Here is a 24,176-nt window from a genome sequence, read left to right on the forward strand (position 1 = left end):
TCGCATATAGTGGGTAAGAGCCTAGAGCGGAGAGGACGTCGTGCGGATGCAGCTATATGTGTCTTTGTGTTTATTAGCGCTGGCCGTCAGCCTGGACGGCTTCGGCGTAGGGGTTACTTACGGATTAAGACGAATTCGGATTCCAGTGCTGTCGATCGTCATCATCTCGGGCTGCTCGGGATTCATCTTCTGGATCGCGATGCAGCTCGGCGCCTTTGTGTCCCAATTCTTAAGTCCCCGCGCCGCTACGAGCATCGGAGCGCTGATTTTGATCGGGATCGGGGTATGGGCGATCCTGCAGATCGTCCGTAACCAACAGCCGGACGCCGATTCGGAAGGGGCGGGGGAGCAGGTCCCGGTTACCGTCACAGAGGTGACAAAGAACGAAGGAGACCAGGTCAAGACGATCGTCGTCATCGAGTGGAAGCGGCTCGGCCTCGTGATTCAGATTTTGCGCAAGCCGTCGCTCGCCGATATGGACCGGTCCGGTATTATCTCAGCCTCGGAAGCGGTGCTGCTCGGGATCGCGCTGTCGCTGGACGCCTTCGGCGCCGGTATCGGGGCGGCCTTCATCGGGTTCAGCTCGCTCATGACCGCATTCGTGATCGCCTGCTCGAGCGGCCTGTTCATTGCGACAGGGCTTCGTGTCGGCATGCTGTACGCGAACCGGGCCTGGATGAAGAAGCTGAGCTTTCTCCCCGGATTTCTCTTGATCCTTATGGGGCTGATGAAGCTCTTGTAATCCAGTGATTGGCGTATGGAATCCAGATGAGTGGCACAAGGGGGAGCCCAAATGAACATTGGCTTGACGGGGGGTATTGCTTGCGGGAAGAGCACGGTCTCGGCGATGCTCGTGAAGCGGGGGGCGAACCTGGTGGACGCCGATCGGATCGCGCGCGAGGTCGTCCTTCCGGGCAGTCCCGTGCTGGCGCAAGTCGCCGAGCGGTTCGGACAAGCCATCCTGAACGAGGACGGGAGCTTGAACCGCAAGAAGCTAGGCGAGCGGATCTTCGGCGACGAGACGGCCCGGCGGGACCTCGAGGGGCTTCTGCATCCCCCGATCCGCGCTACAATGCGGGAACAGCTCGCGCAGTTCGAGCGCTTGCAGCCGGACAAGCTCGTCGTCGTCGATGTCCCTCTGCTCTACGAGTCGAACCTGGCTTCCATGTTCGAGGAAGTGATGCTTGTATATGTCCCTCGCGAGGTGCAGCTCGCCCGGCTGATGGCGCGCGATTCCCTCACGGCGGAGCAGGCGGAGCGGCGGCTCGCGGCGCAGCTGCCGATCGAGCAGAAGCGGCAATGGGCGGATATCGTGATTGACAACAGCGGTACGCTCGAAGCGACCGAACGGCAGCTGGACCAATTTTGGAGCAGAAAGGGATTGGGATGAAGTTTTTTCGAAAAAAACGCGTTTTTGCTCTATTGTTGTTCTTGTTCGTCGTGTTCCTGTTCTACAATACGAGACTGCTCGGCACATGGATGTATCCGATCAAGTACGAGAAGGATATCCGGGTCAGCGCCACGAACTACAACGTGGATCCGTTCCTGATCGCCGCGATTATCCGGGTCGAGACGAATTTCAACCCGGAGAAGACGTCCCGCAAGGGCGCGATCGGCCTCATGCAGCTCATGCCGGATACGGCGCAATGGATCGTGGAGAAGGCCGATTACGCGGACAAAACGGTGCATTCGCTAGAGCGGCCGGACGTGAACATCGAGGTGGGGGCCTGGTACTTGAACTCGCTGTACCAGCAGTTCGATTCGAACCGGATCGCGGTGCTCGCGGCTTACAATGCCGGACCCGGCAATGCGAGGAAGTGGCTGTCGAGCGGAATCTGGGACGGGACGCTCAAAAATATCGATAAAATCCCGTTCGGGGAAACCCGCCATTACATTCAGCGGGTGATGTATTATTATAATAAATACGTGAAATTGTACGATGAGGAACTGGGGCCCCGCACTACGTAAGCCCGTGCAAAAGCAACGGCCCCTCTCCCGAAGGATGAAGGGCCGTCTCGCGTTTCTCTTGTAGGGAACGGATTATCTCAGTTGTTGACCTGCCAGTTGTTGCTCGCCGATCTGTACGAGGCGGCGCGTTACGTTACCGCCGATGGATCCGGCGTCGCGAGTAGCCATGTTGCCATAGTACCCGTCTGTCGACATGGAAATGCCAAGCTCTTGCGCGACTTCAAATTTCAGCTGGTCCAACGCTTGGTTCGCTTGGGGAACTACAAGTTGGTTGGAGCGAGATCCTTGTCCTGCCATGTTGTTCACCTCCTTGTCGTTGGTAATCCTATTATGCGACGGTTGAAATAGGTTCATGCTATCAAAACAATGGAAATCACGGTCAGCCGGAAGACGAAGGAGGAACGCCGATGAAGTGTCCGTACTGCGATTATGCCGGCACCAAAGTGCTGGATTCCAGGCCCGCGAACGAGAATCGGTCGATTCGCAGACGCCGGGAGTGCGACAAGTGCCAGAGAAGATTCACGACATTCGAGATGATCGAAGAGACTCCACTGATCGTCATCAAGAAAGATGGGAGCCGGGAGGAATTCAGCCGGGATAAAATGCTGCGGGGCCTCATCCGCGCCTGCGAGAAGCGGCCGGTGTCGATGGAGCAGCTGGAATTCATCGTTGCGGAAGTAGAGAAGGAGCTGCGCAGCCATGCCCACGCCGAGGTGGCCAGCAGGGAGATCGGCGAGCTCGTCATGGAGCAGCTGCACCCTGTCGACGAAGTCGCCTTCGTACGGTTCGCCTCCGTCTATCGGCAGTTCAAGGATATCAATATGTTCATGAAAGAACTGACGCAATTGCTGGGCAAGCAGGATCCGAATCCTTCCAAGTAGCCAAGCGGGCCGAATACGTGGAAATCGGAGTACTTGCTCGCGTCCTCTACGTGCCTAACCCTTCCGGACATCCGGAAGGGTTAGGGACCGTTATGTCGGGAGCAGGCGGTTATTGCGGGCGGTTGATGCCGAGGAGCAGAACGGGCGGGATGTGCTCGAGCATACCGTCCTCATCCCCTTCATAGGTCGGGTCATTGTGCATGATGGCCGCCGCTTCGCCTTCCGTCAGATGACGGGTATTCCCGGTGTACTTCGGCTCCATCGCACGAATCGTTTCGCGATCCATGGAACGCCACCTCCTTCGAGGTTAGAGTCCCCGCATGATCCGGATGGAAATTCCGAATATTATTGGAGGAGTGGAGTCTACACTATGAGTAAGACTGAGTACGAGAAGAACGCCGGGCGCGAGCGCGTCATCCCGGTGTATGTGCTGGCCGGGTTTCTCGGCAGCGGCAAAACGACGTTGCTCGCCCGGCTGCTCCAGCAGGCCGAAGCGGAGGGACTTAAAGCGGCCGTCGTCATGAATGAAATCGGAGACGTGAATCTCGACGGGCTGGAGGTGGGAGAAGGCGTCGCGATGGCCGAAATGCTGAGCGGCTGCATCTGCTGCACAGTGCGGGGAGACTTGGGTGTGGAGATTATGCGGCTGGTGAATGAGCATCGGCCGGATGTGGTGTATGTGGAGTGCACCGGCGCGGCGAATCCGCTGGAGCTGCTCGACGGCGTGACGGAAGCCTCGCTTTTGCTTCGCGCGGAACTGAAGGGCATCGTCACGGTCATGGATGCGGCGCAGCTGCTGGCCGCTCACGAGAAGGGCAAAGGCCAAACGTATCGGCTCATGAAGGACCAGCTGCGCGCCGCCTCGCTCATCGTGCTGAACAAAATCGATCTCATCTCCGAAGAGGAGCGGATCGCCTGCCATGTCCTGATCGAAGAATGGAACGGGCATGCTCGGGTGCTGGATACGGTGCGCTGCGAGTTCGACCTGAGCTTGGTCTCAAGCCTTAACGAGCCGATAGCAATGGGTCCCGAGGCCGAACATGACCAGCAAGGCCACGACCACGATCACCACGATCATCAATGTCACGACCACGATAATCATGATCACCAAGGTCACGATCTCGACCAGTCTCACGACCGTTCTCACCGCCATGCTCATCATTCTCACGATCATGTCATGGTCTATACGCATTATATGGACGGTCCAGTGGACAGCGAACGGTTCGAGCAATTCATGAACGAGCTGCCCAATGAAATATACCGGGCCAAAGGCATCCTGACGTTCACGGATACCTCTTCCCGGTTCATGTTCCAATATGCGTACCGCCAGCTCGATTGCATGCGGATTACTCCTCAGCGCGAGGTGCCGGACGTAGCCGTCTTCATCGGCGAGCACTTCGACCGTGAAGAGCTGCGGCGCCGACTCGAGGAGCTGGAGGCCCATTCCGCAGTCTAGCCTGCCGCTCCGAGGGTCAGATGGAGGAAATCGGAGCGTTCGGACGGACCGCGTCCCAACCCTGCCAATAGTTCCTCCGCACGGTCCCTGAACAGCGTCTCGATGACCGCCGCGTATTCCAGACACCCGCTACGTTCGATGTGCGTGAGGCATGCGTGCTTGTGAAGCAGGAACTCGTCGCGGGACAGCCGGCCTTCATAATAGGCGAGGAGCGGCTCGAACGCGTCGTCCGCCTCTTCGGTGAGCAAGAACAGGACGGGCAGCGTTTTTTTCTTGTGCAGCAAATCGTTCTTCAAATCCCAGCGGGTGATGTCGCGGACGTCGTTGCGAATCTGGATAATGATGCCGATCGTGAGCGCCAGCTCTTCCATCCGCTTCATCGCGGATGTATCCTCCAGACCGGCCGCCGCGTAGCCGATATAGCAAGCGAGCCGCAGCATCGATCCCGACTTGGCGCTGATCATCTCGATATAATCCTGCTCCGTCTCGACGGCATGGCTGATGTCGAGCTGCTGTCCCCGCACGCCCTGTGCGACGAGCTGGCTCACGACCTGCAGGTCGATATTGGGGGCGGACCCCTGCCCGTTCAGCCGGGCGAGCTCGCCTACGGAGGCGAACACGAGCGAGAGGATGGCGTTCAAGGCTACGGCGTGTCCGCATTGCAGCCACGGCATCTCGGGATTGTCTCCGTCCTGCAGGTCGTCGACGATATCGAGCGCGAGCAGCAGCATCTCGGTGACCGCGGCGGCTTCCTCGATATGCGGATGCGTCCCCCCGAACAGGGTGTGCGTCGCCATCGTCAGCTCCGCCCACGCCGACTGCTCTTCCACCTTCCGCGCTATGAACCGCTTCAGCAGGCCGTTCAGCTCGCTGTCCGCCATGTACCGGTCCGCCGCCTCATCCAGCAATTGCTTCGTAGCGAGCTTCACGGCTCTAGTCCCCTTTCAAGGCAAGCTCGTAATAGTCGCTCTGGAGGAATTTCTCGATCGCTTGCGAACGGGTCTGTACGCTGAGCTTGCTATAGATCTTCTTCAAATAATTGTCCACGGACCGCTTGCTGATATGCATCTGGATGGCGATATGCTCATGGGTCTCGCCCTTGACGAGCATGACCATAATCTTGATCTCGTCCCGGGTCAGCCCGGCATCGAGGAGCGGCGACTTCGGGACCCTCCGCAGCTCATGATAGAGGGAGAGCGGTACCATGGCGTAATTGTTCATAATGCCTTGGACGTGCTGGATGATAACGGCGTGATTCGCTCCCTTGGACAGCACTCCGCTCACTTGCAGCTCCAGGAACGGATTCATCAGTTCGGGAATGTCTTTGCCGGTGAATATCAGAATATGAATGTTGGGGTAGCTCTTCTTGATGGTAGCGACGATCTCTATCGCTTCATGGTCAGGCAGCTGATAGTCCAGGAATATTATATCGGGATTGTATCTCGCGATTGCATCCATACAATGCAGGGCGGTACCGATCACTCCGACGACTTCTACGCGTTCGATTCTCGATAGCAGCTGCTCGGTCGCATGGGCAAACAGAGGGTGCTCGTCCACTACAAGTACCTTCCAGCTTTTGCTCACGCTGTTGCTTCACCTCTTCGCTCCGGATGGGCTAAATCTTTCCTTATTTTATCAAATCAAAAAAAGAAAGTATATTGCTAGAGTCCCTAAACGCCAAATTCTTTTGCATTTTATTGTAGAGCCGATGCAACACGTTGAAAGAAAAGAATGCGAGGGAATGCAATAGGATTGTGCTGAGATTCAGGGAAAGTTTGACTATCATATTAGGTATAAGGTTGGGAAGATATTACATAAAATGGAAGGGATCATGCTGCCATGCATAAGCTTAGCGACGCTCATCTGATCGACGTTTACTTGCAGGCTGTTGAAATGAAATTGGAACGCGCGTTCATCTCGATGCTCTATTCCGAAATTCAGAAGCGCAAGCTCGTCGTGCCCTCGCGCGGCTCGGCGCCTGAGAGCTCGCTCACGGGTTAACCCCGCAAGGAAAAACCCGCCAATGGACGGGTTTGCCGATATCTAAGCTTTTCTAGTTTCTTAGGGAACGTGAACGGTTTTGACGTGCTCCATATGCAGGAAGATCGTCTTGCCGTCGGCGGTTATGAGCTCCAGCATGTTGTTCTGGACGCTTCTTAGCAGACCGATTTTGTTCGGATTCTCTCCCAGGTCGAGGATGACGAATTCGCCTTCCAGCTTCTTCAGCTGCTGATCGAACGTTCGGGCGAGCGACAGGGAGCTGGGATTCAGCGGGAACCGGTCCTGCTTCAGCGAATAGGGCGTCACGTTCGGCGAGTAGGGGATCAAATATTTCAAATGATGCATGGAAATGAAAACCGAACGGAACACCGGGGAATAGAACACGAAGAAATCGTTCATAATGCTCGTCAAGTATCCGTGAATGGACTGGTTGCCCGTAATATACAGCTCCGTGAATATCCCTTTGGCATTCATCAGCACTTTGCGGTACGAGATGTCGGTCTGACTCTCGAAGGGCGGCTCCGGCGGCTCGGACAGACTCGTGTCGATGGGCTGGCAGAGAGACATGCACTGAAGATGAATAATAGGCAAGTACAAGAACTGCATTCCGTTATGGACCACGGCTATGTCGCTGCCGAGATCGATCAGGTACCCCCGAACCGGCATTTTCCTCCCCGTAATTTCCATTTCAATCTGCTTTCCAATAAACGCACGCATGGTGTTCATAGTACACCTCCTTCACTTCACTTTTTGCGAGTATCGTTACCCAGTCAGCCACCGCGCCCCGGCATACAAGCCGAGCAGACTGATTGCTAGACTGATAGGAACGACGACGCACATAACCCACACGGCCCGCTTCCAAGAGAGCTCCACATGGTGCTTGCGCAGTAGGAACAGCCATAGCATCAAGCCGACCGAGCCGAACGGTGTCAGGAGGGCGCCGATCTCCATTCCAAGCGCATTCGCCAAATAAGCCAGCTGCAGCGTACCCGGATCCAGGCCCAACTCGGATAAGGATAAGGCGCTGAGCATCCCGGCAGGCAAGTGGTTCAACAGACCCGACATCAGCATCGCCGAGAAGCCTGCCAACATGACCGTCTGCAGCCCTCCGGCCTCCAGATATGGCTTCAGCGCCTGCATCGGCAGGCCGGTTATGTCGGAGCGGTGAACCGAATCGACGACCATATATAGACTGACCGCAAAAACGAACATCGACCAAGGGGTTTTCCTCAACAGGTCTGTCGGCCCGACACCGACTCGGATCCACCGGATGGCGAGCAGAGAGACCGCCCCTGCTGCCGCGATCCATTCCGGCGGAATGCCGATCCGGGCGCCTGCATAATAACCGATCCTTACCAAGACTACGATGGCGAGAGCGGCGCGGAACAAGCTCCAATCGATGGAAGCGGCTGGCGGCGAGTTCCCCTTGTGAATCCAACGGTCGATTGTTTTCGGATTGTAGTAGGCACGAGGAATGTGGTCCGGGAATACCGGAGTATCCGGCGGCAGGAACAAAGTGATACGCCGCGGGATAGCATGTCGGAAGAGCAGGAACAGCAACATCGCCATGGCGCCGATTCCGAGCAAGGCCGGGAGCAGCATCTGCGCCGCGTACGTATTCAGATTCATCCCGATGATGCGGAGCCCGATCAGGGTGGCGAGGTTGCCGACTCCGATCGGAACGCTGGACGCGATCGCGACCAGGGCGCCGGAGATCAGATACGGGAATTTCTGGCGGTTCTGAAGATTCAGCAGCGTCCCGATCCGGATGATGATCGGTGTCGTGATCAGAATGCTGCCCTCGCTGTTCAGGCACAACGTCATCAGACAACAGAGCAGGCCGATCAGCCAGTACAGCCGAATGCCGGAGCCCTGCGCCCGGCGGATGACATTGTAAGCCGTCCACCGAAAAAATCCGATGCTGTCGAGCACGAGGGCCATCATGATCGTACATAGCAATGTCAATGCGGCACTGCCGGCGATCGACAAGCTCGGGGACAGGCCCGGCCGGGGGAGCGCCCCTAATGCGAGCAACAGCCCCGCGCCTGCGGCGGTTGGGATGGCGGGATTCCAACCGCCCGGGCGCCCGATTAGAAAAAGAACCGTCACACTTAAGACGGTCAGGGTAGCGCATAACGCGAGGTCAGGCATGCGGGCTCGCCTCAGTCCCGCAGGGGGGATCTGTCGAATCGATCGGGTCGGGAACGTAACCTACTGTCAGTGGATCGTTCGGGTTACAAATAAAGTAGAGTGCGATGCCTGCCGTCAGGAGTAGGATGAGCATGAACGAGGTTGCCCCCCTTACGCGGAGATAAGAGGCCGTACGTTAGTATCTCTTTTTGTTGCTCTTGCTGCTCTTGCCCTTATTGCTCTTGCCGCTTTTGTTGCTCTTGCCGCTTTTGTTGCTCTTGCCGCTTTTGTTGCTCTTGTTGCTCTTGTTGCTCTTGTTGCTCTTGTTGCCATCGCTTTTGTTGTCGCCGCCGCTTTTATTGCTGTTGCTCTTGTCCTTGTTTTTGTTTTGCTTGAGCAGGATGCTTACGCTCTTGATATGGAACACCGGAATACGGATCAATTCCCTTTGGTGCACGAGCAGCAAGTGGTCTTGCGTCCCTTCGGCCACAAAGCCTTCGATTTTCTCCGGACCGTTGCGGTTGATTTGGACGAACTGGTGCTTCAGGCCTTGCAGCAGGGAAGTGAAATTGCCCGCTTTGGTGTGGCGCGGAGGAGTTCCGTAGTTGTTGCTCGTATTGCCGGTGTTCTCGCTGATGCTCTTCACATGGCTGCCGTTCACATATACGATGCTATCGGACGTATGCAGAATCATGTGGTCCGATTGGACGGAGAGCAGACGGCCTTGAATGGAATCGGGACCGGCTCGGTTGACCTTCACTTCTTTGCCTATCAGATTGTTCAATTGACCTTGATACGCCATTGTATAATTCCCCTCTCAAAAGTTAGTAATGACGGTTGCGAATCCAGTGACGGTTACGGCCTGCCAGCATCGGAACTTCCTTAGTGGTTACATAGGCGGCAACCTCCTTTCATCTATCATGGATGTCGATATGTAGTATATAAATATGTATCCCGTACGGAATCGTACTGGATACGAATCTATTTTCTCTGAACTTCCACGCTTGTCTCGTATAATCGGATTGAAGAGGGGACGGGGAGTTACAAGACTATCTTTTGAACGAATAGGAGGTTGTCTGTGTCCGCAATTCCGGCACTCACATAACTTGTACTATCTCTTCTGAAGGAGGTAGTAGAGCATGTCGGAAAAGAAGAAGAAGAACAAAAAATGGGTAAAAGACGACTGCTCGTGTGGCAAGAGCCACAAGAGCGACAAGAGCCACCGGAGCGACAAGAGCTGTCACGACAAGAGCCACCGGAGCGACAAGAGCTGTCACGACAAGAGCCACCGGAGCGACAAGAGCTGCCACGACAAGAGCCACCGGAGCGACAAGAGCTGTCACGACAAGAGCCACCGGAGCGACAAAAGCTGTCACGACAAGAGTCACCGGAGCGACAAGAGCTGCCACGACAAGAGCCACAAGAGCCACAAGAGCCACAAGAGCCACAAGAGCCACAAGAGCCACAAGAGCCACAAGAGCGACAAGAGTCACGGCAAGAGCCACGGCAAAAGCCACGGCAAAAGCCACTGCGGCTGCAGAAGCTAGCAAGAGCCGCTGAAGCTAGGGCAAGCGCCGTTGCGAGGAAGCGGGAGCCGTCATAAAGTAAAGCATTACAAAAAGCCTATCTACTCAGGATAGGCTTTTTCGTATATATGGCGGGAAACTGGAACGGAGGATGGGGAATGGACCTACCGGTTCGACAGCTCGTGATCGAGGAAGATCAGCGGAAGCAGTTGAATCACAATGTATGGAGCGACAAGTTCGTAACGGCCTACCTCCTGGCGAATGGTGTCAAAGAACCGATCAAGCTGCGTTATCGAGGCGGCCATACGAGGGATTACCCTAAGAAATCGTACGAAATCGTACGAAAAGGGAAGACGGTGCATCTGAATGCCGAGTTCGACGATCCGTCCATGATCCGGAATGCGCTCTCGTTCCGCTTCTTCGAATGGATCGGCGTTCCGAGCCCAAAGACGAAGCATGTGCTGCTTAAGCTGAACGGACAAAGCTTGGGCGTGTATCTGGAGATCGAAGCCGTCAACGGCGCATTTTTCCGAAGAAGAGGCATTCCCGTCAAGGCGCTGATGTATGCGATAAACGACAATGCCAATTTCGGCAAGTACGACCCGGATTCGAGCCGGCTGAAGGAGTCGCTGTTCAATGGCTATGAGTTGAAAATTGGAGGCTCCTCGGATCGCCAGCAGCTGAAATCGTTCATCTCCGAGATCAACTCGCTCAGCGGATCGAAGCTCGAGACGTATTTGTCCAAGAAGCTCGACGTGAACAATTACTTGCACTGGCTGGCCGGAGCGGTATTCACCGGCAACTATGACGGCTTCGACCAAAACTATGCGATTTACAAGCACGCTACCAAAGGCTACTACCGGATGGTGCCCTGGGATTATGAGGGGACGTGGGGCCGCAATTGCTACGGCAATAAGTGCGGGAGCGATCTGGTGCGCGTGAGCGGCTACAATCACCTGACCCGGAAGCTGCTCTCGAGCTCGAGAGTGGCGGATCGCTACCTGCGCATTCTCGGCACGATTCTCGACAAGACGTTTACGGTCAGGAGGATCCAACCGGTGGTGGAGGAGATGGTCGAACGCATCGCTCCCCACATTTACAAGGATTCGGCTCGCCGATGGTCCTATTCGGTATTCAAGAACGAGCCTCAGCTGATCCGGTCCTACATCGAGGAGAGGAGGGAGATTATAGGGGAAGCGGTGCACGAGCGAGTGCTTTGAATGACTTCTTATAGGCCCGAGGACCTAGTAATATCCGGGTTCCGGGCTTATTTTGACGTCATCCTACATAGTCTGTCACAATCCTGCAAAATCGCATCAAGCGTTTGTAGAATCATGTTGTCAATAGACCTAAACATGGTATATTTATAGATAGAGGCAACTTTGATAGAACAGGGGCATGGGGCAAAATGGATTTCGTACTGTATATCTTGTTTTCATCAATGGAGTATTTGGCAATGCTTGCTCTAATGTTCGCTTTATTCCGATTCGAGTACAAGCTGTACCACAGTAGTGTCCTGTTCGTCTCGGCGATGCTGTCCTTCGTCTCCTACTCGATTCGAATCGGATTCAACCACGCCATAATGGATTCAGTCGTCACGGTTCTACTAATCTTCGCCTTTATTCATTTTATTTTTCAGATTCAAGTGTTCTACGCGGCGATTATAACCGTTACAGGTTACGTTGCTTACGGAATCCTTCAGTCCATCGTTATGCTCGGCCTCGATTTGGCCGGCGTCCTGACGTTCGATCAAGTCAAACCGAATACGCTGCCCGGCTATACCACTCAGATCGTGTCGAGCGCAGCAGCGTTACTGATTACATACTTATTTAAGTCCAGAAAGATTGGGTTCGCTTACGTTCCTTTCGGGCAACGCGCATTTGTGCAGTATAAAGGGCTGAATCGGCTATTCCTCATCGCCATCTTACTCGCTTCCGCCCTGGCTTGGATTACTCTCTATTACAACAGCGAAGATAGCGCGATCCCATTCTTTCTAATGACGATCCCGCTTATCGCCATTTTCGTTTTCTTGATCTATTTATCCATAAGAAAGGATTCGAGCAATGATTGACGCCCTTGCTTTGCGTATCGCTACCGGCATTAAGAATGCGAACCCGGAGAAGACGACCAGCATCGACATCATGCAGTTTGCGCTCATCATCCTGATCAATGGATTCATCATTTTCTTTCTTTCCATAACCGTTGGCATCTGGACGGGAAAAGGAATCGAGACGGTCTTATTTCTTCTATCTTTCATTGGTTTAAGGTTCACAACAGGCGGGTTTCACTTGGATTCGTCGACGAAATGCACGATCGTATCCTGCATCATCGCCATCGGGTTTCCGCAGCTTCCGGTTACAGCTTCATTGGTGCCTATCTTCGGCGTACTCAGCCTTCTCTTAATCTTAGTGTTCGCACCGGCCAACATCGAAGGCCATACCCGAATCCCGCCTCGCTACTACCCCCTGTTGAAGGCATTGGCTTGTCTTGTCGTCGCAAGCAATTTCTTCATCCAGAATCCAACTCTAGCCCTTGGGTTCCTCATCCAGTCTCTCACACTGCTTCACATTCCTGAAAGGAGGTGAAAGGTCGTGAAACAAGTCGCCGCTCGATATGCATCACAGTTGTTGGCATTAGTAGCCGTTGCGTTTGTGAGTGTGGCAAGTCCGTGGGCCGTCCATCGTCCGAAGGCGCCAAAAGAACTGCTGAAATAATTTTTTTAAATTGCAGCCTCCGAACCGGTTGGTTCGGTTTTTTTTTTACAGAATTAGCTCTAAAGACGAACTCGCCTCATCGAATTGCTTCGATCGGAGCTTTTTCTATTCTCGGGAAGCCCAGGTATCGGTTATGATAAGGGGAGAGAGCAGAATTCAAGCGGATCAGGCATAGGGGGCACCCATGATCAATGTTTTTAAGGATTTTACGCTAAACATTCTCATTATCTTCTCTCCCTTGCTGTTCTACCCGTATATCCTCCGGACCAGGAACCGGCCGGCCTTGTACCAGATCTTGCTGTTTCTCATTTTCGGGATTGCGATTGCCGTGACGATGTACATGCCGGTCGTCATCCACGGGCTGAGCTATGACTTCCGTTCCATTCTGCTCGCCGCCGGTTCGTTGTATGGGGGATCGCTTGTCTCGATTGGGTTGTATGCGGTGCTGCTCTTCGTCCGTTACATGCAGGAAGCGCCTAACGGGTGGGTATATGGGATGGCCATTCTGCCTACACTGGCAATGACCCTTGGAGCCATTCAATGGGGCCGATCGATGACCGGGGCTCGGAAGATGCTGCTGGCCGCTGTTCTCTGCACCATGATCAAGCTCGTGACCTTCGGCGTGTATTTATTCATATTGGGCGAACTGGAGCTGCTCCTGGATCAGCCGGGGACCTTGACGCTGACGTACGCTATCCAGGCGATCATCCTCATCGTCCTCATGTCGATGATCGATTTCTTGCACCGCTACCATCATATTCAGGAAGAAGTGTGGAAGAGCGAGAAGATCAAGATCGTGAGCGAGATGGCCGCCTCGGTGGCGCACGAGATTCGGAATCCGCTTACAACTGTCCGGGGATTCATCCAGCTGTTCGGCATCGACAATTTGGACAAGCAGCGGAGGGACTACTATCAGCGAATCTGCCTGGAAGAACTGGATCGCGCCCAAATGATTATCTCGGATTACCTCGCGCTGGCGAAGCCGGACCCGGAGACGATCGAGACGATTCCACTGAATGAAGAAATCGTTTACTTGTCCAATGTGCTGCTGACGTACGCGCATTTCAATAACATTCATATCAACGCCGTGGAGGCGGACGAGGAGATCTTGATTGTAGGCGACCGGCACAAGTTCCGGCAAGCGCTCGTCAATATCGGCAAAAACGCCATCGAGGCGATAACGCATGGGGGCACGTTGGAGCTCCGGGCGTATACGATGAAGGATGAGGCGGCGCTCTACATAAGCGATACCGGCGTCGGGATGACCCCGGCGCAAGTTCGGCGGCTCGGGACGCCGTATTATTCGACGAAGGAGAAGGGGACAGGGCTCGGGACGATGGTGTCGTTCGGCATCCTGAAGAAGATGAACGGCAAAATCGACGTCACGAGCGAGCTGGGCAAGGGCACCCAGTATACGATCACCTTTCCGAAGGCGTAGCCGCCTTCATTCCGGAGCCGCCGAGGTTACTCGGCGGCTCTTTTGCTGACCTGCGCCCGAAGTCAAGATTCCTAATAAAACCGTTAATTTTCCGAATGTTCTTCGCAACCGTTGTCCTTTACATTCTTAATGAGCTTAGAAGGCCACATCACTTTGTGGGGTTTCGAGAGGAGGATGGAACGATGAATGTGACGGTGCAGCAGCTGCGGACGCTCTACATGCATAACCCTGCCGGTCTGGACCGCCGCCCCCTCTACTTGAGCTGGCGGCTGGAATCGGACCGCCGGGGGGTGAGGCAGAGCGCCTACCGCGTGCTTGTGGCGTCTAGCCCGGATAACCTGGATGCCGACATAGGCGACGTCTGGGACTCCGGGAAGGTCGAATCGGAAGCGTCTCAGCATATCAGTTATGCGGGCGAAGCGCTCCAATCCGGGCGCACCTATTACTGGAAGACGAGAATCTGGGACGAGTCGGGGGTGCCCTCAGCCTGGAGCGAGACGGCCCATTGGTCGATGGGGCTCTTGTCGCGAGCTGAGTGGGAGGGCCGGTGGATCGGCCTGAAGTCGAGCCATCGGCCGACCCATGCCGAGCCGAAGCCGGCGGTGTACTTGCGCGGCAGCTTCCGGCCGGATCGGGCACGCCCGATCCGCCAGGCGACACTGCATATCGCGGCGCTCGGCGCCTACGAGCTGTACGTGAACGGCAGCCGCATCGGCGGCGACCGGCTAGCGCCGGATTGGACGGAGTACGGCATCCGCGTTGCCGCCCAGATGTACGACGTTACGGAGTCGGTTACCGAGGCGCTCGCCGGAGAGCCGGGCGGCTCCGCGACGGTGGCCATCCTGCTCGGCCACGGCTGGTACTCGGGCTATATCGGCATGTTCGGCTATCAGCGATACGGTCAAGATCCTCGTGTCCTCGTGCAGCTGAACGTCGATTACGCGGACGGCTCGAGGCAGTCGCTGGCGTCGGATACGTCGTGGCGAGCTTCGTTCGGTCCGCTCACCGCTACCGATTACCATATGGGCGAGACGTATGACGCCCGGTTGGAGATGCACGGCTGGACGGCGGCCGGCTTCGACGACGCCGGCTGGGCGGCGGCGAACGTGTTCTACGCCTACAAAGGCTTCCTCTCTGCCGACAGCTGTCCGCCGGTGCAAGCGATGCAGGAGCTGGCGCCTCTCTCCGTCACCCGCCATCCGAGCGGCGTATGGCTCGTCGATATGGGGCAGAACATGGTCGGCCGCCTCAGGGTTCGACTGCAGGGCGAGGCCGGGACCGTCGTGACGCTTCGGCACGGCGAAGCGCTGGACCCGACCGGGGCGCTGTATACCGCCAACCTGCGGCTGACGCGGCAGACGGACATCTATACGATGAGCGGGCGCGGAGTTGAGGAGTACGAGCCTAGGTTCACGCTGCATGGCTTCCGCTATGCGGAGATCGCCGGCTACCAGGGTGAGCTGCAGCCGTCGGACGTGACCGGCGTCGTGTATTACTCCGCGCTGGACCGCACAGGGACGCTGGAGACGTCAAGCCCGCTCCTGAACCGGCTGCTGGCCAACATCGAGTGGACGCAGCGCGGCAATTACGTCAGCGTCCCGACCGACTGCCCGCAGCGGGACGAGCGGCTAGGGTGGAGCGGGGACGCTCAGGTGTTCTTCCGCACGTCGAGTTACTTCATGAACGCCGCTCCGTTCTATGTCAAGTGGCTGACCGACTTGACCGATGCGCAGCGGCCGACAGGCGCCTTCACCGACTTCGCGCCGTTCATCCCAGGCGGGAAGACGGAGCATGGGGGAGACATGACATACGACCATACGGCTTCGGCGGGATGGGGAGACGCGGGCGTGATCATTCCGTGGATGATGTACCGGGTGTATGGCGATACAAGTGTGATTGAGCGCCATTATGCGTCGATGACCCGGTGGATCACGTATCTGGAGGAGCTGCACCCTGGGCTCCTTCGGGAAGATTTGCCCCAATACGGAGATTGGCTGTCTATTCCGGAGTCAACCGGTCTCGGCGATTTCCCGAACGTGTCGCCCTTCTCGACAACCCCCTACGACGTATTCTCTACGGCTTACTTCGCGTATTCGACGGCGCTGCTGGCCCGGATGGCCGCTGTGATCGGCCGGCCGGAGGAGGCTGCCCGGTACGAGCAGCTGGCCGGCGCGATCAAGGCTGCGTTCAATCGCGCCTACGTCGACGCAGAGGGCCGGATCAAGGGCGACACGCAGGCCGCCTACGTCATGGCGATAGCGATGGAGCTGCTGCCGGAGCCCAAGCGGGCGTTCGCCGTGAGCCGGCTCCTGCAGCTGTTGGAGGCTAGGGACTGGCATCTGTCGACGGGCATCCACGGCACCCGCTGGCTGCTGCCGGTGCTGGTCGAGTCCGGGCATGAGGAGGTCGCGTACCGGCTGTTGATGCAGACCGGCTACCCGTCCTGGTTCTATTCCGTGCTCCAGGGCGCGACGACGATCTGGGAGCGCTGGGATGGATGGACGGAAGAGCGCGGGTTCCAGCGGCCGGGCATGAACTCGTTCAACCATTATGCGCTTGGGTCGGTTGGGGAGTGGATTTTCCGGTTCGTGGGCGGCATCGATCTGGATGAAGAAGTGCCGGGGTTTAAGCGGATTCGCATCCACCCGCGGATAGGCGGCGGGCTCGACTACGTCCGGTGCCAGTACGACTCGATCCAAGGGCCGATCGAATGCAGCTGGCGGCGGGAGGCGGACCGGCTCTGCCTCGACGTGCGGCTGCCGGCGGGGACGACGGGGCATGTCCGGCTGCCCGGCCGACCCGATCAGCGGATGGAAGAGAGCGGGCTAGCGCTGTCCGATTCGGCCGGGATTACCGTGCTGGAGCGGACACCAGAGGCGACGGAGCTGGAGATGGGTTCGGGCGCGTACCGGTTCGTGGTGTTTAATTAAGGAAAAACCTCCCTTTTTTCTGCGGAACCGATCGGGTTCGAAGGAAAAGAGGGAGGTTTCCAGTTGGTTGTAAAAAAGGGACACGCGTTATCGAGCCTTGAGAGACTCCATCCTGCCACTAGGTCGCCGATAGATGAAAAACTTGCCGTTATTCTCTGAAACTTCGGATTTTCCGAGCCGATAGAAGAAAAATTTGCAGCTATTCACTGAAAAGTCGCCAAAATTTCGGTTCCTTGGCACAATAGAGGAAAATTTTTCATCTATTGCCCAGGATGACGGACTTGACTTTCAATTAGATGAAATAATTGCAGCTATTCCGGCGCATCTAGCGCCGGGTCATCCTAAAAGTGACGGTTTCGCTCTGCAAAGATGGGCCGTTACACCATAATCTTGCAAATATCGTTCGTGAACTCGACCGGATCCTGCAGAGGCAAGCCTTCAATCAGCAAAGCCTGGTTGTAAAGCAGCGCCGTATACAGATTGAGCTTCTCCTTGTCTCCAGCGAAAGCATCCTTCAGCGATTGGAACACGGTGTGGTTCACGTTGATTTCCAACACTTTGTCCGCCTTGACATCGGCGTTGTTCGGCATCGTCTTCAGGATTTTCTCCATCTCGATGGACAGATCGCCCGCGGCGGACAAGCAGACCGGGTGCGACTTCAGCCGCTTCGACGCCTTCACCTCAGACACCTTGCCGCCGAGCTGGCTCTGCATGTATTCGAACAGATCCTTGTACTCAGTGTTGGCTTCGTTCTCTTCCTTGTTGTCGGCCTCAATGCCCAAGTCGCCGCTCGAGACGGACTTGAACTCCTTCTCCTTGTACGTCATAAGCATCTTGATCGCGAATTCGTCGATATCGTCGGTGAAGTACAGAATCTCGAAGCCCTTGTCGGCGACGAGCTCCGTCTGCGGCAGCTTCTCGATGCGCTCGTTCGACTCGCCGGATGCGTAGTAGATATACTTCTGCTCTTCCGGCATACGGGAGACGTATTCGTCCAGCGTGACAAGCTTCTTCTCCTTCGAGGAATAGAACAGGAGCAGGTCCTGCAGCTGATCCTTGTTCGCCCCGTAGTCGCTGTACACGCCGAACTTCAGCTGGCGGCCGAACGACTTGTAGAACTTCTCATACTGCTCGCGCTCGTCCTTCAGCATGCTCTGCAGCGCGCCCTTGATCTTGCTCGAGATGTTCTTCGCGATCAGCTTCAGCTGACGGTCGTGCTGGAGCATCTCCCGCGAGATGTTGAGCGACAGGCTCTCCGAATCGACCATCCCCTTCACGAAGCTGAAGTGGTCAGGCAGCAGGTCGGCGCACTTATTCATGATGAGGACGCCGTTCGCGTACAGCTCGAGGCCCTTCTCGTATTCCTTCGAATAATAGTCGAACGGGATGTTCTCCGGAATAAACAGAATCGCTTGATACACGACCGCTCCGTCCGCGCTGACGTGGAGGTGCTTGATCGGCTTGTCGAAGCCGTAATGCTTCTCGTGATAAAACTTCTCGTAGTCCTCGGCCGTCAGCTCGTTTTTGTTCTTCCGCCAGATCGGCACCATGCTGTTGACCGTCTGCTCTTCCGTGTAGTCCTCGAACTCGCTGTCGCTGTCCTCCTTCGGCCGCTTGCCCGTGAACTCCATCTTGATCGGGTAGCGGATGAAGTCGGAGTACTTCTTGATAATCGCCTTGAGCCGATAAGGCTCCAAGTACTCGTCGTAATTCTCTTCTTCCGTGTTGCTCTTGATCTTCAGCGTAATCTCGGTCCCGACCGTAGCCTTCGTCGTGGGCTCGATGGTGTAGCCTTCGGCCCCCGTCGATTCCCACTTGTACGCGGTGTCGCTGCCGAGCGCCCGGCTGACGACCGTCACCACGTCGGCGACCATGAAGGCGGAGTAGAAGCCGACCCCGAATTGGCCGATAATGTCGTGCCCGTCCTTGGACTCGTTCTCTTTCTTAAACGCGAGCGAGCCGCTCTTGGCGATGACGCCGAGGTTCGTCTCCAGCTCTTCCTCGGTCATGCCGATCCCGGTATCGGTGATGATGAGTGTCCGGTTGGCCTTGTCGGGGGTCACTTGAATATAGTAGCTGTCTTTGTCGAAGACGAGGTTGTCGTCGGTCAGAGCCTTGTAATAAATTTTATCGATCGCATCGCTTGCGTTGGAGATGAGCTCCCTGAGGAAAATTTCCTTCTGGGTGTAGATGGAGTTGATCATCATCTCCAACAACCGCTTCGACTCTGCCTGGAACTGCTTTTTCTCCATTCGTTAAAGCTCCCTTCAGTGATCGGTTTCGCTAGATTAGCACTCGTCGTCTTAGAGTGCCACTACTATGTTTTATAACATTCCTCAATTTGTTAGTCAATACAAGAAAAAGAGGGCCGCGCGGCCCTCTTCGTTCAACTCGATGCACTTGTGCGGACCACGTAAGCGGCACCATCACTGGACTTGATCGATGGCGCTCTCATCCATGTACAGCACTTCCCACAAGTGGTGATCGATATCCTGGAAGCTCCACGAGTACATGAATCCATGATCCGTCTTGTCGTTCGAGACGTAACCGCCGGCGGCGAGCGCCCGTTCTACGAGAGTGTCGACTGCTTCCCGGCTGTCGGCCGAGATCGCCATGATCACTTCCGTCGTTTGAGAGGCGTCCGCGATCGCCTTCTTGCTGAACGGCTTGAAAAAATCTTCGGTCAGCAGCATGGCGAAGATGTTCTCGCCGATGATCATACAAGCGGCGTTCTGATCGGTGAATCGCGGGTGGAACTCGAAGCCGACCTTGGAGAAAAACTGCACCGAGCGATTCAAATCTTTGACCGGAAGGTTTACGTAAATTTGCCTTGCCGTTGTAGCCATTCGGACTCACCTCTTTATGGATTTGGTAGACAAATCCAGTATAGCAGGCCGGGAGGCGGCGAGTTTCTTCTCAATTGCTATTGTTCCGATCCATCGAATCTTATAATTCTTATGGAATCTCCAGCGGCGATCGTACCTTCGCATTCCACCGAGCAGACGATGCCGCGTCTTTTTTGCGCTGCGGATACGAATCGTGCCGCCAGCCCAGGTATGCCATAGTGCTGTTCAATTACTCGACCCGGCCCGATACAAGGCCTATTCTCGCCTTCGCAGATCAGTCCGGTCCCGTCCGGAAATAACATTCTGGCTCCGCCCGGCAGCAATGTGAGCCTGTCATAGCCGCTGATCAGCAGGTTGGCGCCCAGCCATTCCGGCACTATCTCGGGGACTCCCAAGCGAACGGCAATTTCGGCGCACTCCTCTTCGGAGACGATGCTGATCTGCCTCCGGTTGGCAATCAGGGTGCCCTTTCGATATATCTTTTGCCGAGAATCTGCGGGTCGGAGGAGCCCATAGTGACGGTCGCCCGGGATGCCTCCCAATTGTACATGGATGGTCGGAACCCGGCGAGTGACGAACGTTTCTGCCCGGTCGGCCAGCATGACGGCATGAACGTTAACGGTGTCGCTATGCATGCTCGTCCGTCCCTTGCGCACGTACGGCTTCCATGTTCCGATGAATGTTCTGGAGAGCACGGCCAATCACCGCAATGTCATCCTCCGAGAGGGGAGCGGCGAAATATTGCTTGATCCCGCGCGCGTAGATCGGCCAAGCCCGGCGCAGCTGCTGTTCGCCTTCCTCCGTAAGAACGGCATAGAAACCGCGCCGGTCGGTCTCGCTAACCTCTCGGCGGATAAGGCCTTCACGTTCCAATCGGTCAGCGAGACGGGTAATTCCGCTTTTGGTGAGCACCACCTTGTCCAGCAGCTGCTGAAGGCGCAGTTTCTTGTCCGGCGCTTCAAACAGTGCGATCAGGACATCGTAAGTACCTAGCGGTACGCGCTTGTTCTCGGACAGATCGTGCTCGATCTGCTCGATGATTTTGGAGTACGACTTGATGAACATACGCCAAGCGGTGAGCTCGGAATCGGACAATCGTTCCTTCTTCATGGATTCCTCTCCTCGTAGTAGGTATAGGTCTACTTTACTGCAATTTAGTTGCGTGATCAACAAAATAATTGTTGACTGAGCAACTTTCCTGTGATAATTTTGTTGTGCAGTCAACTAAAACAATGTGGAGGAATCATTCGATGTCTAACATTAAGGTAGTCAAGTACGACGAAGGTCCATTCGTCATCCAAGGGCAAGTCGAGCTGGTAGACGGCAAGGGGGACCGCTTCACGACCGGAGAGACGATCGCGTTATGCCGGTGCGGCCAGTCGGGCAACCAGCCTTTTTGCGACGGTACGCATAAGAGTGCCTGTTACAGGGAAGCGTCGCCTGCACGATGAGGTCAGAAGGGGCGATAACGATCCGGTCAAATGCTTCGCTGCGCATCCAATGCTGCCCGAATATACGCATATAGCTCACCGTCCATACCGAAGGGTCGCGCCTGCTCGGGGTGCTCGCCGTAATACCGCTCCGCCGATCGCGTTAGTTGCTCCTCATCATCGGTAAATTGGCGCAGCAAATCTTGCCATTGCCGGGCCAGCAGCTGTACGGCTTCATCGCCGGGAGACGTACCGTCCCGCATGGCGGCGGAGAACCGATCGATCAGCTTCCGCCCTTGTTCCCTCATCCGCTCGGACTCGGCAGCCCCCATATTCTGATACCGCATCTTCAATTCCGCAACCTGCTCCGGCCGGAAATGAGGGCTCTGGCTCATGTTCATCAGCTGAATTGTCTCCAGTGCATGCTCGGGCGACACGGTCCTTTCGGTGCGCAGCATCTCCTGCAGCTGCTCCAGCCGGGAACGCAGCTCCTGCTGCGCCCGGATCTGGGCATTCAGCCGATCAAGCTGCAGCTCCAAGAGCTGCAGGGGATCGTAATCCGGATCGTGCAGGAAAGCTTTCACATCCTCCAAGGCGAAGCCGAGCTGCCGGAGTGAAATGATCTGCTGCAGCTTCACGACGTCTTCCTCCGAATAAAGCCGGTGACCGGAGGCGGTACTGCCGGATGGCGAGAACAAGCCGATCTCATCGTAATGGTGCAGCGTCCGCACCGTGAGACCGCAGCGCCGGGCCAGCTCTCCGACTTTCCAATTGGTCTCTTTTGGCACAGCTGTTCCTCCTTGAACCTAACGTTACGTGAGGAATTATACTAGGATTCGTAGGAGTGGTGCAAGAAGAGAGGAGCAAGAAGCGATGGAAGCCTATAGGATCAAAGCGTTAGCGTATCAGCACCAAGCCCGCATCATGTTCGTAGAGAATACCGAGCTGATCAGAGCCGTCTGCGGTCAACCCGGCATGAACCCGGTGTTGAGCACCGCTCTTGCCCGCACCGTGTCGGCCATGAGCTTAGTGGCAGGGACGCTGAAGGATAATCAAAGCGTGAATCTCAAAGTAAAAGCCGCTCGGCGTGACTTCGTCATCTACGCAGATGCCGATAGCGCAGGCCACGTAAGCGGCTATGTAAGCGAGGAATGGCTGCGGGCGTCGACGGAGGACCGGGACCGCAGGACGATCGAGCAGTGGCTGGGAGCCAGAGCATGTATGCAGGTCACGAAGGATATTGGCATGAACCGCTGCTTCACCGGTATTACGGATATGCCTTATGCGAACATCGTGGACGATCTGTCGCATTACTATCGGCAAAGCGAGCAGACGCCGACCTTGTTCTCGCTCGACGTCGTGCTAGGTGACCGGGATGAGGTGTCGTCCAGCCGAGGGCTGATGGCTCAGTTGCTGCCGGGCGCGCCAAGCGGACTGCTGGACCGCATTGGCGGCATAATCTCCCGGCATCGCCGGCTGCTCGAGGAGGCGCCATCCCGCGAAGCGGCAGAGACGGTGCTGGCGTCGATGTTCGAGGACGTGTGGCTCGTGGGCGTAGAGCCGGTCCGTCTGTTCTGCGGATGCTCGAAGGAGCTCGTGTATCCGCTGCTGTACGCCCTGGACAAAGCGGAGGTGGTTGATGCGCGGGAATTGGGCCGTCCCCTCGAGATCGTCTGCCATAAATGCGGGCGCAAGTATACGTTTCAGCCGGATGAACTGGCGAATTTGTAACTCAAGGACTTGATCGGCAATCTTCCGGTCAGGTCCGTTTTCATTTGGAAAGGAATCGCATCCGACGGTGTAGAAGAGAGTGAAAGACCACTTAAAAAGAATGAAGAGGTGACTGGAGATGTCGATTCCTTTATTGTTCGGCCCCTACGGAAGCGGGGAGCTGCCCGCCAAAGTCCGAGATTATGGCGTCAACGCCAGATGGTTCCACGGGTTTAATGAAGCTGTTTTCGCGGCTTGCGAAGAGCAGGGATTGGAGGCGTGTGTGGAATTCAAAACGTTCCGCGCCGATTTCGAAAAGCAACCTGCTCTCATTCCAATCGGGGTAGACGGCCGGCCGATTCGATACGGCAGGTTAGTACAGGGAATTTGTTTGTCTCAAACCGATTTTTTGGCGGAAATCGAAGAGCAGCTGCTGGCCGGGCTGAAGCAATATAAACCAAAAGGCATTTGGCTCGATTACTTGACCTATGCCGGCTGGTTCGAAACGCCTGAGCCCGATTTGCAGGACAGCTGCTTTTGCAGCCGCTGTATCGCCGATTTCTGTTACCACGCAGGCGTTGACGCTACTTCTCCTAGAGAGATATTAGCTCGATATGCGGAAGAGTGGAAACATCATAAATGCCGCAAAATTGCCCAGTACGCGCTTCATTATTCGAGATTGATCAAAACCCGTTTGCCGGATTGCATAGTCGGCGCTTATATGTGTCCGTGGACGCCGGAGGAATTCGATGGCGCGCTGACCCGAATATTCGCCCAAGATTATAAAGCGTTAGCGGAAGCCATAGATGTGTATACCCCGCTGATTTATTGTTCGAAGAGCGGACGCGGCGCGGGCTGGGGGCGGGAGTGGCTGGCCCGGTCGGAACATTTCGTTCCGCATCATCGGAAGGTGCAGCTGATTCTGGATGCGTTGGATTTCCCGGAGAGCCTAACCGAGTCCGCGGCATCGAGTGTACCCTCTTGGGGGGTTCAGCTGTATGCAGGTGCCCCGATTTTTCATGATCCCGACAAAGCGCTCACGTTCAAGCATGCTGTCGAGGCGATCCGAGCCGCTGCGGTAATGAACTAGCCTAAAAGCAGCTGCAATCAGGAACTTCCATTAGAGTTCCTGGCTGCAGCTGCTTT

28 protein-coding genes are annotated in these 24,176 nt (G+C 55.9%); 16 read left to right on the top strand and 12 right to left on the bottom strand.

Going from position 1 to position 24,176, the window contains the following annotated elements:
- The first annotated feature begins 46 nt into the window (after positions 1 to 46).
- Genes ytaF through ACI5FR_RS30080 form a run of 3 tightly spaced genes read left to right on the top strand, consistent with a single transcriptional unit; the run spans position 47 to position 1,968 of the window.
- Positions 47 to 742 (top strand): sporulation membrane protein YtaF, encoded by a 696-nt coding sequence (gene ytaF / locus ACI5FR_RS30070; protein WP_405461371.1) that lies wholly within the window; start codon positions 47 to 49, stop codon positions 740 to 742.
- 51 nt (positions 743 to 793) lie between these two features.
- Positions 794 to 1,390, top strand: a complete 597-nt coding sequence (coaE, locus tag ACI5FR_RS30075; protein ID WP_405461373.1) for a dephospho-CoA kinase — start codon at positions 794 to 796, stop codon at positions 1,388 to 1,390.
- Positions 1,387 to 1,968 (top strand): lytic transglycosylase domain-containing protein, encoded by a 582-nt coding sequence (locus ACI5FR_RS30080; protein WP_405461375.1) that lies wholly within the window; start codon positions 1,387 to 1,389, stop codon positions 1,966 to 1,968. The genes coaE and ACI5FR_RS30080 overlap by 4 nt, the downstream gene beginning before the upstream one ends.
- A 72-nt stretch (positions 1,969 to 2,040) precedes the next feature.
- Here the strand turns inward: ACI5FR_RS30080 and ACI5FR_RS30085 are convergent, their stop codons facing one another.
- The gene (locus ACI5FR_RS30085) at positions 2,041 to 2,265 is read right to left on the bottom strand and encodes an alpha/beta-type small acid-soluble spore protein (protein ID WP_405461376.1); all 225 of its coding nucleotides are present in this window, start codon (positions 2,263 to 2,265) and stop codon (positions 2,041 to 2,043) included.
- Positions 2,266 to 2,375: 110 nt separating this feature from the next.
- On the opposite strand from ACI5FR_RS30085, the gene nrdR reads away from it, so the two are divergent.
- Entirely contained in the window at positions 2,376 to 2,849 is a 474-nt protein-coding gene (gene nrdR / locus ACI5FR_RS30090) for a transcriptional regulator NrdR (protein ID WP_405461377.1), read from the top strand.
- Positions 2,850 to 2,958: 109 nt separating this feature from the next.
- Here the strand turns inward: nrdR and ACI5FR_RS30095 are convergent, their stop codons facing one another.
- The gene (locus ACI5FR_RS30095; RefSeq protein ID WP_405461378.1) at positions 2,959 to 3,135 is read right to left on the bottom strand and encodes a hypothetical protein; all 177 of its coding nucleotides are present in this window, start codon (positions 3,133 to 3,135) and stop codon (positions 2,959 to 2,961) included.
- Between the two features lie 84 nt (positions 3,136 to 3,219).
- Here ACI5FR_RS30095 and ACI5FR_RS30100 point away from each other — a divergent pair, with 84 nt between their 5' ends.
- Entirely contained in the window at positions 3,220 to 4,305 is a 1,086-nt protein-coding gene (locus tag ACI5FR_RS30100; RefSeq protein ID WP_405461380.1) for a CobW family GTP-binding protein, read from the top strand.
- Here ACI5FR_RS30100 and ACI5FR_RS30105 read toward each other — a convergent pair.
- Both ACI5FR_RS30105 and ACI5FR_RS30110 read right to left on the bottom strand, forming a co-directional pair.
- Positions 4,302 to 5,234, bottom strand: a complete 933-nt coding sequence (locus ACI5FR_RS30105; protein WP_405461382.1) for a polyprenyl synthetase family protein — start codon at positions 5,232 to 5,234, stop codon at positions 4,302 to 4,304. The two genes, ACI5FR_RS30100 and ACI5FR_RS30105, sit on opposite strands and share 4 nt — an antisense overlap.
- Positions 5,235 to 5,238: 4 nt before the next feature.
- Positions 5,239 to 5,889 (bottom strand): response regulator, encoded by a 651-nt coding sequence (locus ACI5FR_RS30110; protein WP_405461384.1) that lies wholly within the window; start codon positions 5,887 to 5,889, stop codon positions 5,239 to 5,241.
- A gap of 255 nt (positions 5,890 to 6,144) precedes the next feature.
- Here ACI5FR_RS30110 and sda point away from each other — a divergent pair, with 255 nt between their 5' ends.
- On the top strand, positions 6,145 to 6,306 hold the full coding sequence (sda, locus tag ACI5FR_RS30115; RefSeq protein ID WP_405461386.1) for a sporulation histidine kinase inhibitor Sda: 162 nt from the start codon (positions 6,145 to 6,147) through the stop codon (positions 6,304 to 6,306).
- A gap of 60 nt (positions 6,307 to 6,366) precedes the next feature.
- Here the strand turns inward: sda and ACI5FR_RS30120 are convergent, their stop codons facing one another.
- The 3 genes from ACI5FR_RS30120 to ACI5FR_RS30130 all read right to left on the bottom strand — a co-directional run bounded on the left by ACI5FR_RS30120 (position 6,367) and on the right by ACI5FR_RS30130 (position 9,238).
- Complete coding sequence (locus ACI5FR_RS30120; protein ID WP_405461388.1) at positions 6,367 to 7,032, bottom strand: DUF2642 domain-containing protein; 666 nt, start codon at positions 7,030 to 7,032, stop codon at positions 6,367 to 6,369.
- A 36-nt stretch (positions 7,033 to 7,068) separates the two neighbouring features.
- The gene (locus ACI5FR_RS30125) at positions 7,069 to 8,457 is read right to left on the bottom strand and encodes an ArsB/NhaD family transporter (protein ID WP_405461390.1); all 1,389 of its coding nucleotides are present in this window, start codon (positions 8,455 to 8,457) and stop codon (positions 7,069 to 7,071) included.
- A gap of 175 nt (positions 8,458 to 8,632) precedes the next feature.
- Positions 8,633 to 9,238, bottom strand: a complete 606-nt coding sequence (locus ACI5FR_RS30130) for a DUF2642 domain-containing protein (protein ID WP_405461392.1) — start codon at positions 9,236 to 9,238, stop codon at positions 8,633 to 8,635.
- Between the two features lie 337 nt (positions 9,239 to 9,575).
- Between ACI5FR_RS30130 and ACI5FR_RS30135 the strand changes: the two genes are divergently transcribed.
- From ACI5FR_RS30135 to ACI5FR_RS30165, 7 genes are all read left to right on the top strand, one after another.
- Entirely contained in the window at positions 9,576 to 9,983 is a 408-nt protein-coding gene (locus ACI5FR_RS30135) for a hypothetical protein (protein WP_405461394.1), read from the top strand.
- Between the two features lie 137 nt (positions 9,984 to 10,120).
- On the top strand, positions 10,121 to 11,182 hold the full coding sequence (locus ACI5FR_RS30140; RefSeq protein ID WP_405461395.1) for a CotH kinase family protein: 1,062 nt from the start codon (positions 10,121 to 10,123) through the stop codon (positions 11,180 to 11,182).
- A gap of 236 nt (positions 11,183 to 11,418) precedes the next feature.
- The gene (locus ACI5FR_RS30145) at positions 11,419 to 12,033 is read left to right on the top strand and encodes a hypothetical protein (RefSeq protein ID WP_405461397.1); all 615 of its coding nucleotides are present in this window, start codon (positions 11,419 to 11,421) and stop codon (positions 12,031 to 12,033) included.
- The gene (locus ACI5FR_RS30150) at positions 12,026 to 12,547 is read left to right on the top strand and encodes an accessory gene regulator ArgB-like protein (protein ID WP_405461399.1); all 522 of its coding nucleotides are present in this window, start codon (positions 12,026 to 12,028) and stop codon (positions 12,545 to 12,547) included. Before ACI5FR_RS30145 ends, ACI5FR_RS30150 begins: the two co-directional genes overlap by 8 nt.
- Before the next feature lie 6 nt (positions 12,548 to 12,553).
- Complete coding sequence (locus ACI5FR_RS30155) at positions 12,554 to 12,676, top strand: cyclic lactone autoinducer peptide (protein WP_405461401.1); 123 nt, start codon at positions 12,554 to 12,556, stop codon at positions 12,674 to 12,676.
- Between the two features lie 184 nt (positions 12,677 to 12,860).
- Positions 12,861 to 14,114 carry an ATP-binding protein gene (locus tag ACI5FR_RS30160; protein WP_405461403.1) on the top strand — a complete coding sequence of 418 codons (1,254 nt, stop codon included), beginning with the start codon at positions 12,861 to 12,863 and terminating at the stop codon, positions 14,112 to 14,114.
- 182 nt (positions 14,115 to 14,296) lie between these two features.
- Positions 14,297 to 17,044, top strand: a complete 2,748-nt coding sequence (locus ACI5FR_RS30165) for an alpha-L-rhamnosidase (RefSeq protein ID WP_405461405.1) — start codon at positions 14,297 to 14,299, stop codon at positions 17,042 to 17,044.
- A gap of 377 nt (positions 17,045 to 17,421) precedes the next feature.
- On the opposite strand, the gene htpG is transcribed toward ACI5FR_RS30165, so the two are convergent.
- The 4 genes from htpG to ACI5FR_RS30185 all read right to left on the bottom strand — a co-directional run bounded on the left by htpG (position 17,422) and on the right by ACI5FR_RS30185 (position 21,000).
- Entirely contained in the window at positions 17,422 to 19,296 is a 1,875-nt protein-coding gene (gene htpG / locus ACI5FR_RS30170; protein WP_405461407.1) for a molecular chaperone HtpG, read from the bottom strand.
- 174 nt (positions 19,297 to 19,470) lie between these two features.
- Entirely contained in the window at positions 19,471 to 19,890 is a 420-nt protein-coding gene (locus ACI5FR_RS30175; protein ID WP_405461409.1) for a VOC family protein, read from the bottom strand.
- 77 nt (positions 19,891 to 19,967) lie between these two features.
- Positions 19,968 to 20,525 carry an MOSC domain-containing protein gene (locus ACI5FR_RS30180; RefSeq protein ID WP_405461410.1) on the bottom strand — a complete coding sequence of 186 codons (558 nt, stop codon included), beginning with the start codon at positions 20,523 to 20,525 and terminating at the stop codon, positions 19,968 to 19,970.
- A complete protein-coding gene (locus ACI5FR_RS30185) occupies positions 20,518 to 21,000 on the bottom strand; it encodes a MarR family winged helix-turn-helix transcriptional regulator (protein WP_405461412.1) in 483 nt (160 codons plus the stop codon). Before ACI5FR_RS30185 ends, ACI5FR_RS30180 begins: the two co-directional genes overlap by 8 nt.
- A 140-nt stretch (positions 21,001 to 21,140) precedes the next feature.
- On the opposite strand from ACI5FR_RS30185, the gene ACI5FR_RS30190 reads away from it, so the two are divergent.
- Positions 21,141 to 21,341: a CDGSH iron-sulfur domain-containing protein gene (locus tag ACI5FR_RS30190; protein ID WP_405461413.1), complete on the top strand. Its 201-nt coding sequence runs from the start codon at positions 21,141 to 21,143 to the stop codon at positions 21,339 to 21,341.
- Positions 21,342 to 21,367: 26 nt separating this feature from the next.
- Here the strand turns inward: ACI5FR_RS30190 and ACI5FR_RS30195 are convergent, their stop codons facing one another.
- Positions 21,368 to 22,108, bottom strand: a complete 741-nt coding sequence (locus tag ACI5FR_RS30195; protein ID WP_405461415.1) for a MerR family transcriptional regulator — start codon at positions 22,106 to 22,108, stop codon at positions 21,368 to 21,370.
- 85 nt (positions 22,109 to 22,193) lie between these two features.
- Here ACI5FR_RS30195 and ACI5FR_RS30200 point away from each other — a divergent pair, with 85 nt between their 5' ends.
- Together ACI5FR_RS30200 and ACI5FR_RS30205 are read left to right on the top strand one after the other, a co-directional pair.
- Positions 22,194 to 23,051: an Hsp33 family molecular chaperone HslO gene (locus tag ACI5FR_RS30200; protein WP_405461417.1), complete on the top strand. Its 858-nt coding sequence runs from the start codon at positions 22,194 to 22,196 to the stop codon at positions 23,049 to 23,051.
- A gap of 118 nt (positions 23,052 to 23,169) precedes the next feature.
- Complete coding sequence (locus ACI5FR_RS30205; RefSeq protein ID WP_405461419.1) at positions 23,170 to 24,120, top strand: hypothetical protein; 951 nt, start codon at positions 23,170 to 23,172, stop codon at positions 24,118 to 24,120.
- The last annotated feature ends 56 nt before the right edge of the window (positions 24,121 to 24,176 follow it).

The organism is Paenibacillus sp. HJGM_3 (genome assembly GCF_045062745.1).
Classification (GTDB): Bacteria; Bacillota; Bacilli; order Paenibacillales; family NBRC-103111; genus Paenibacillus_AA.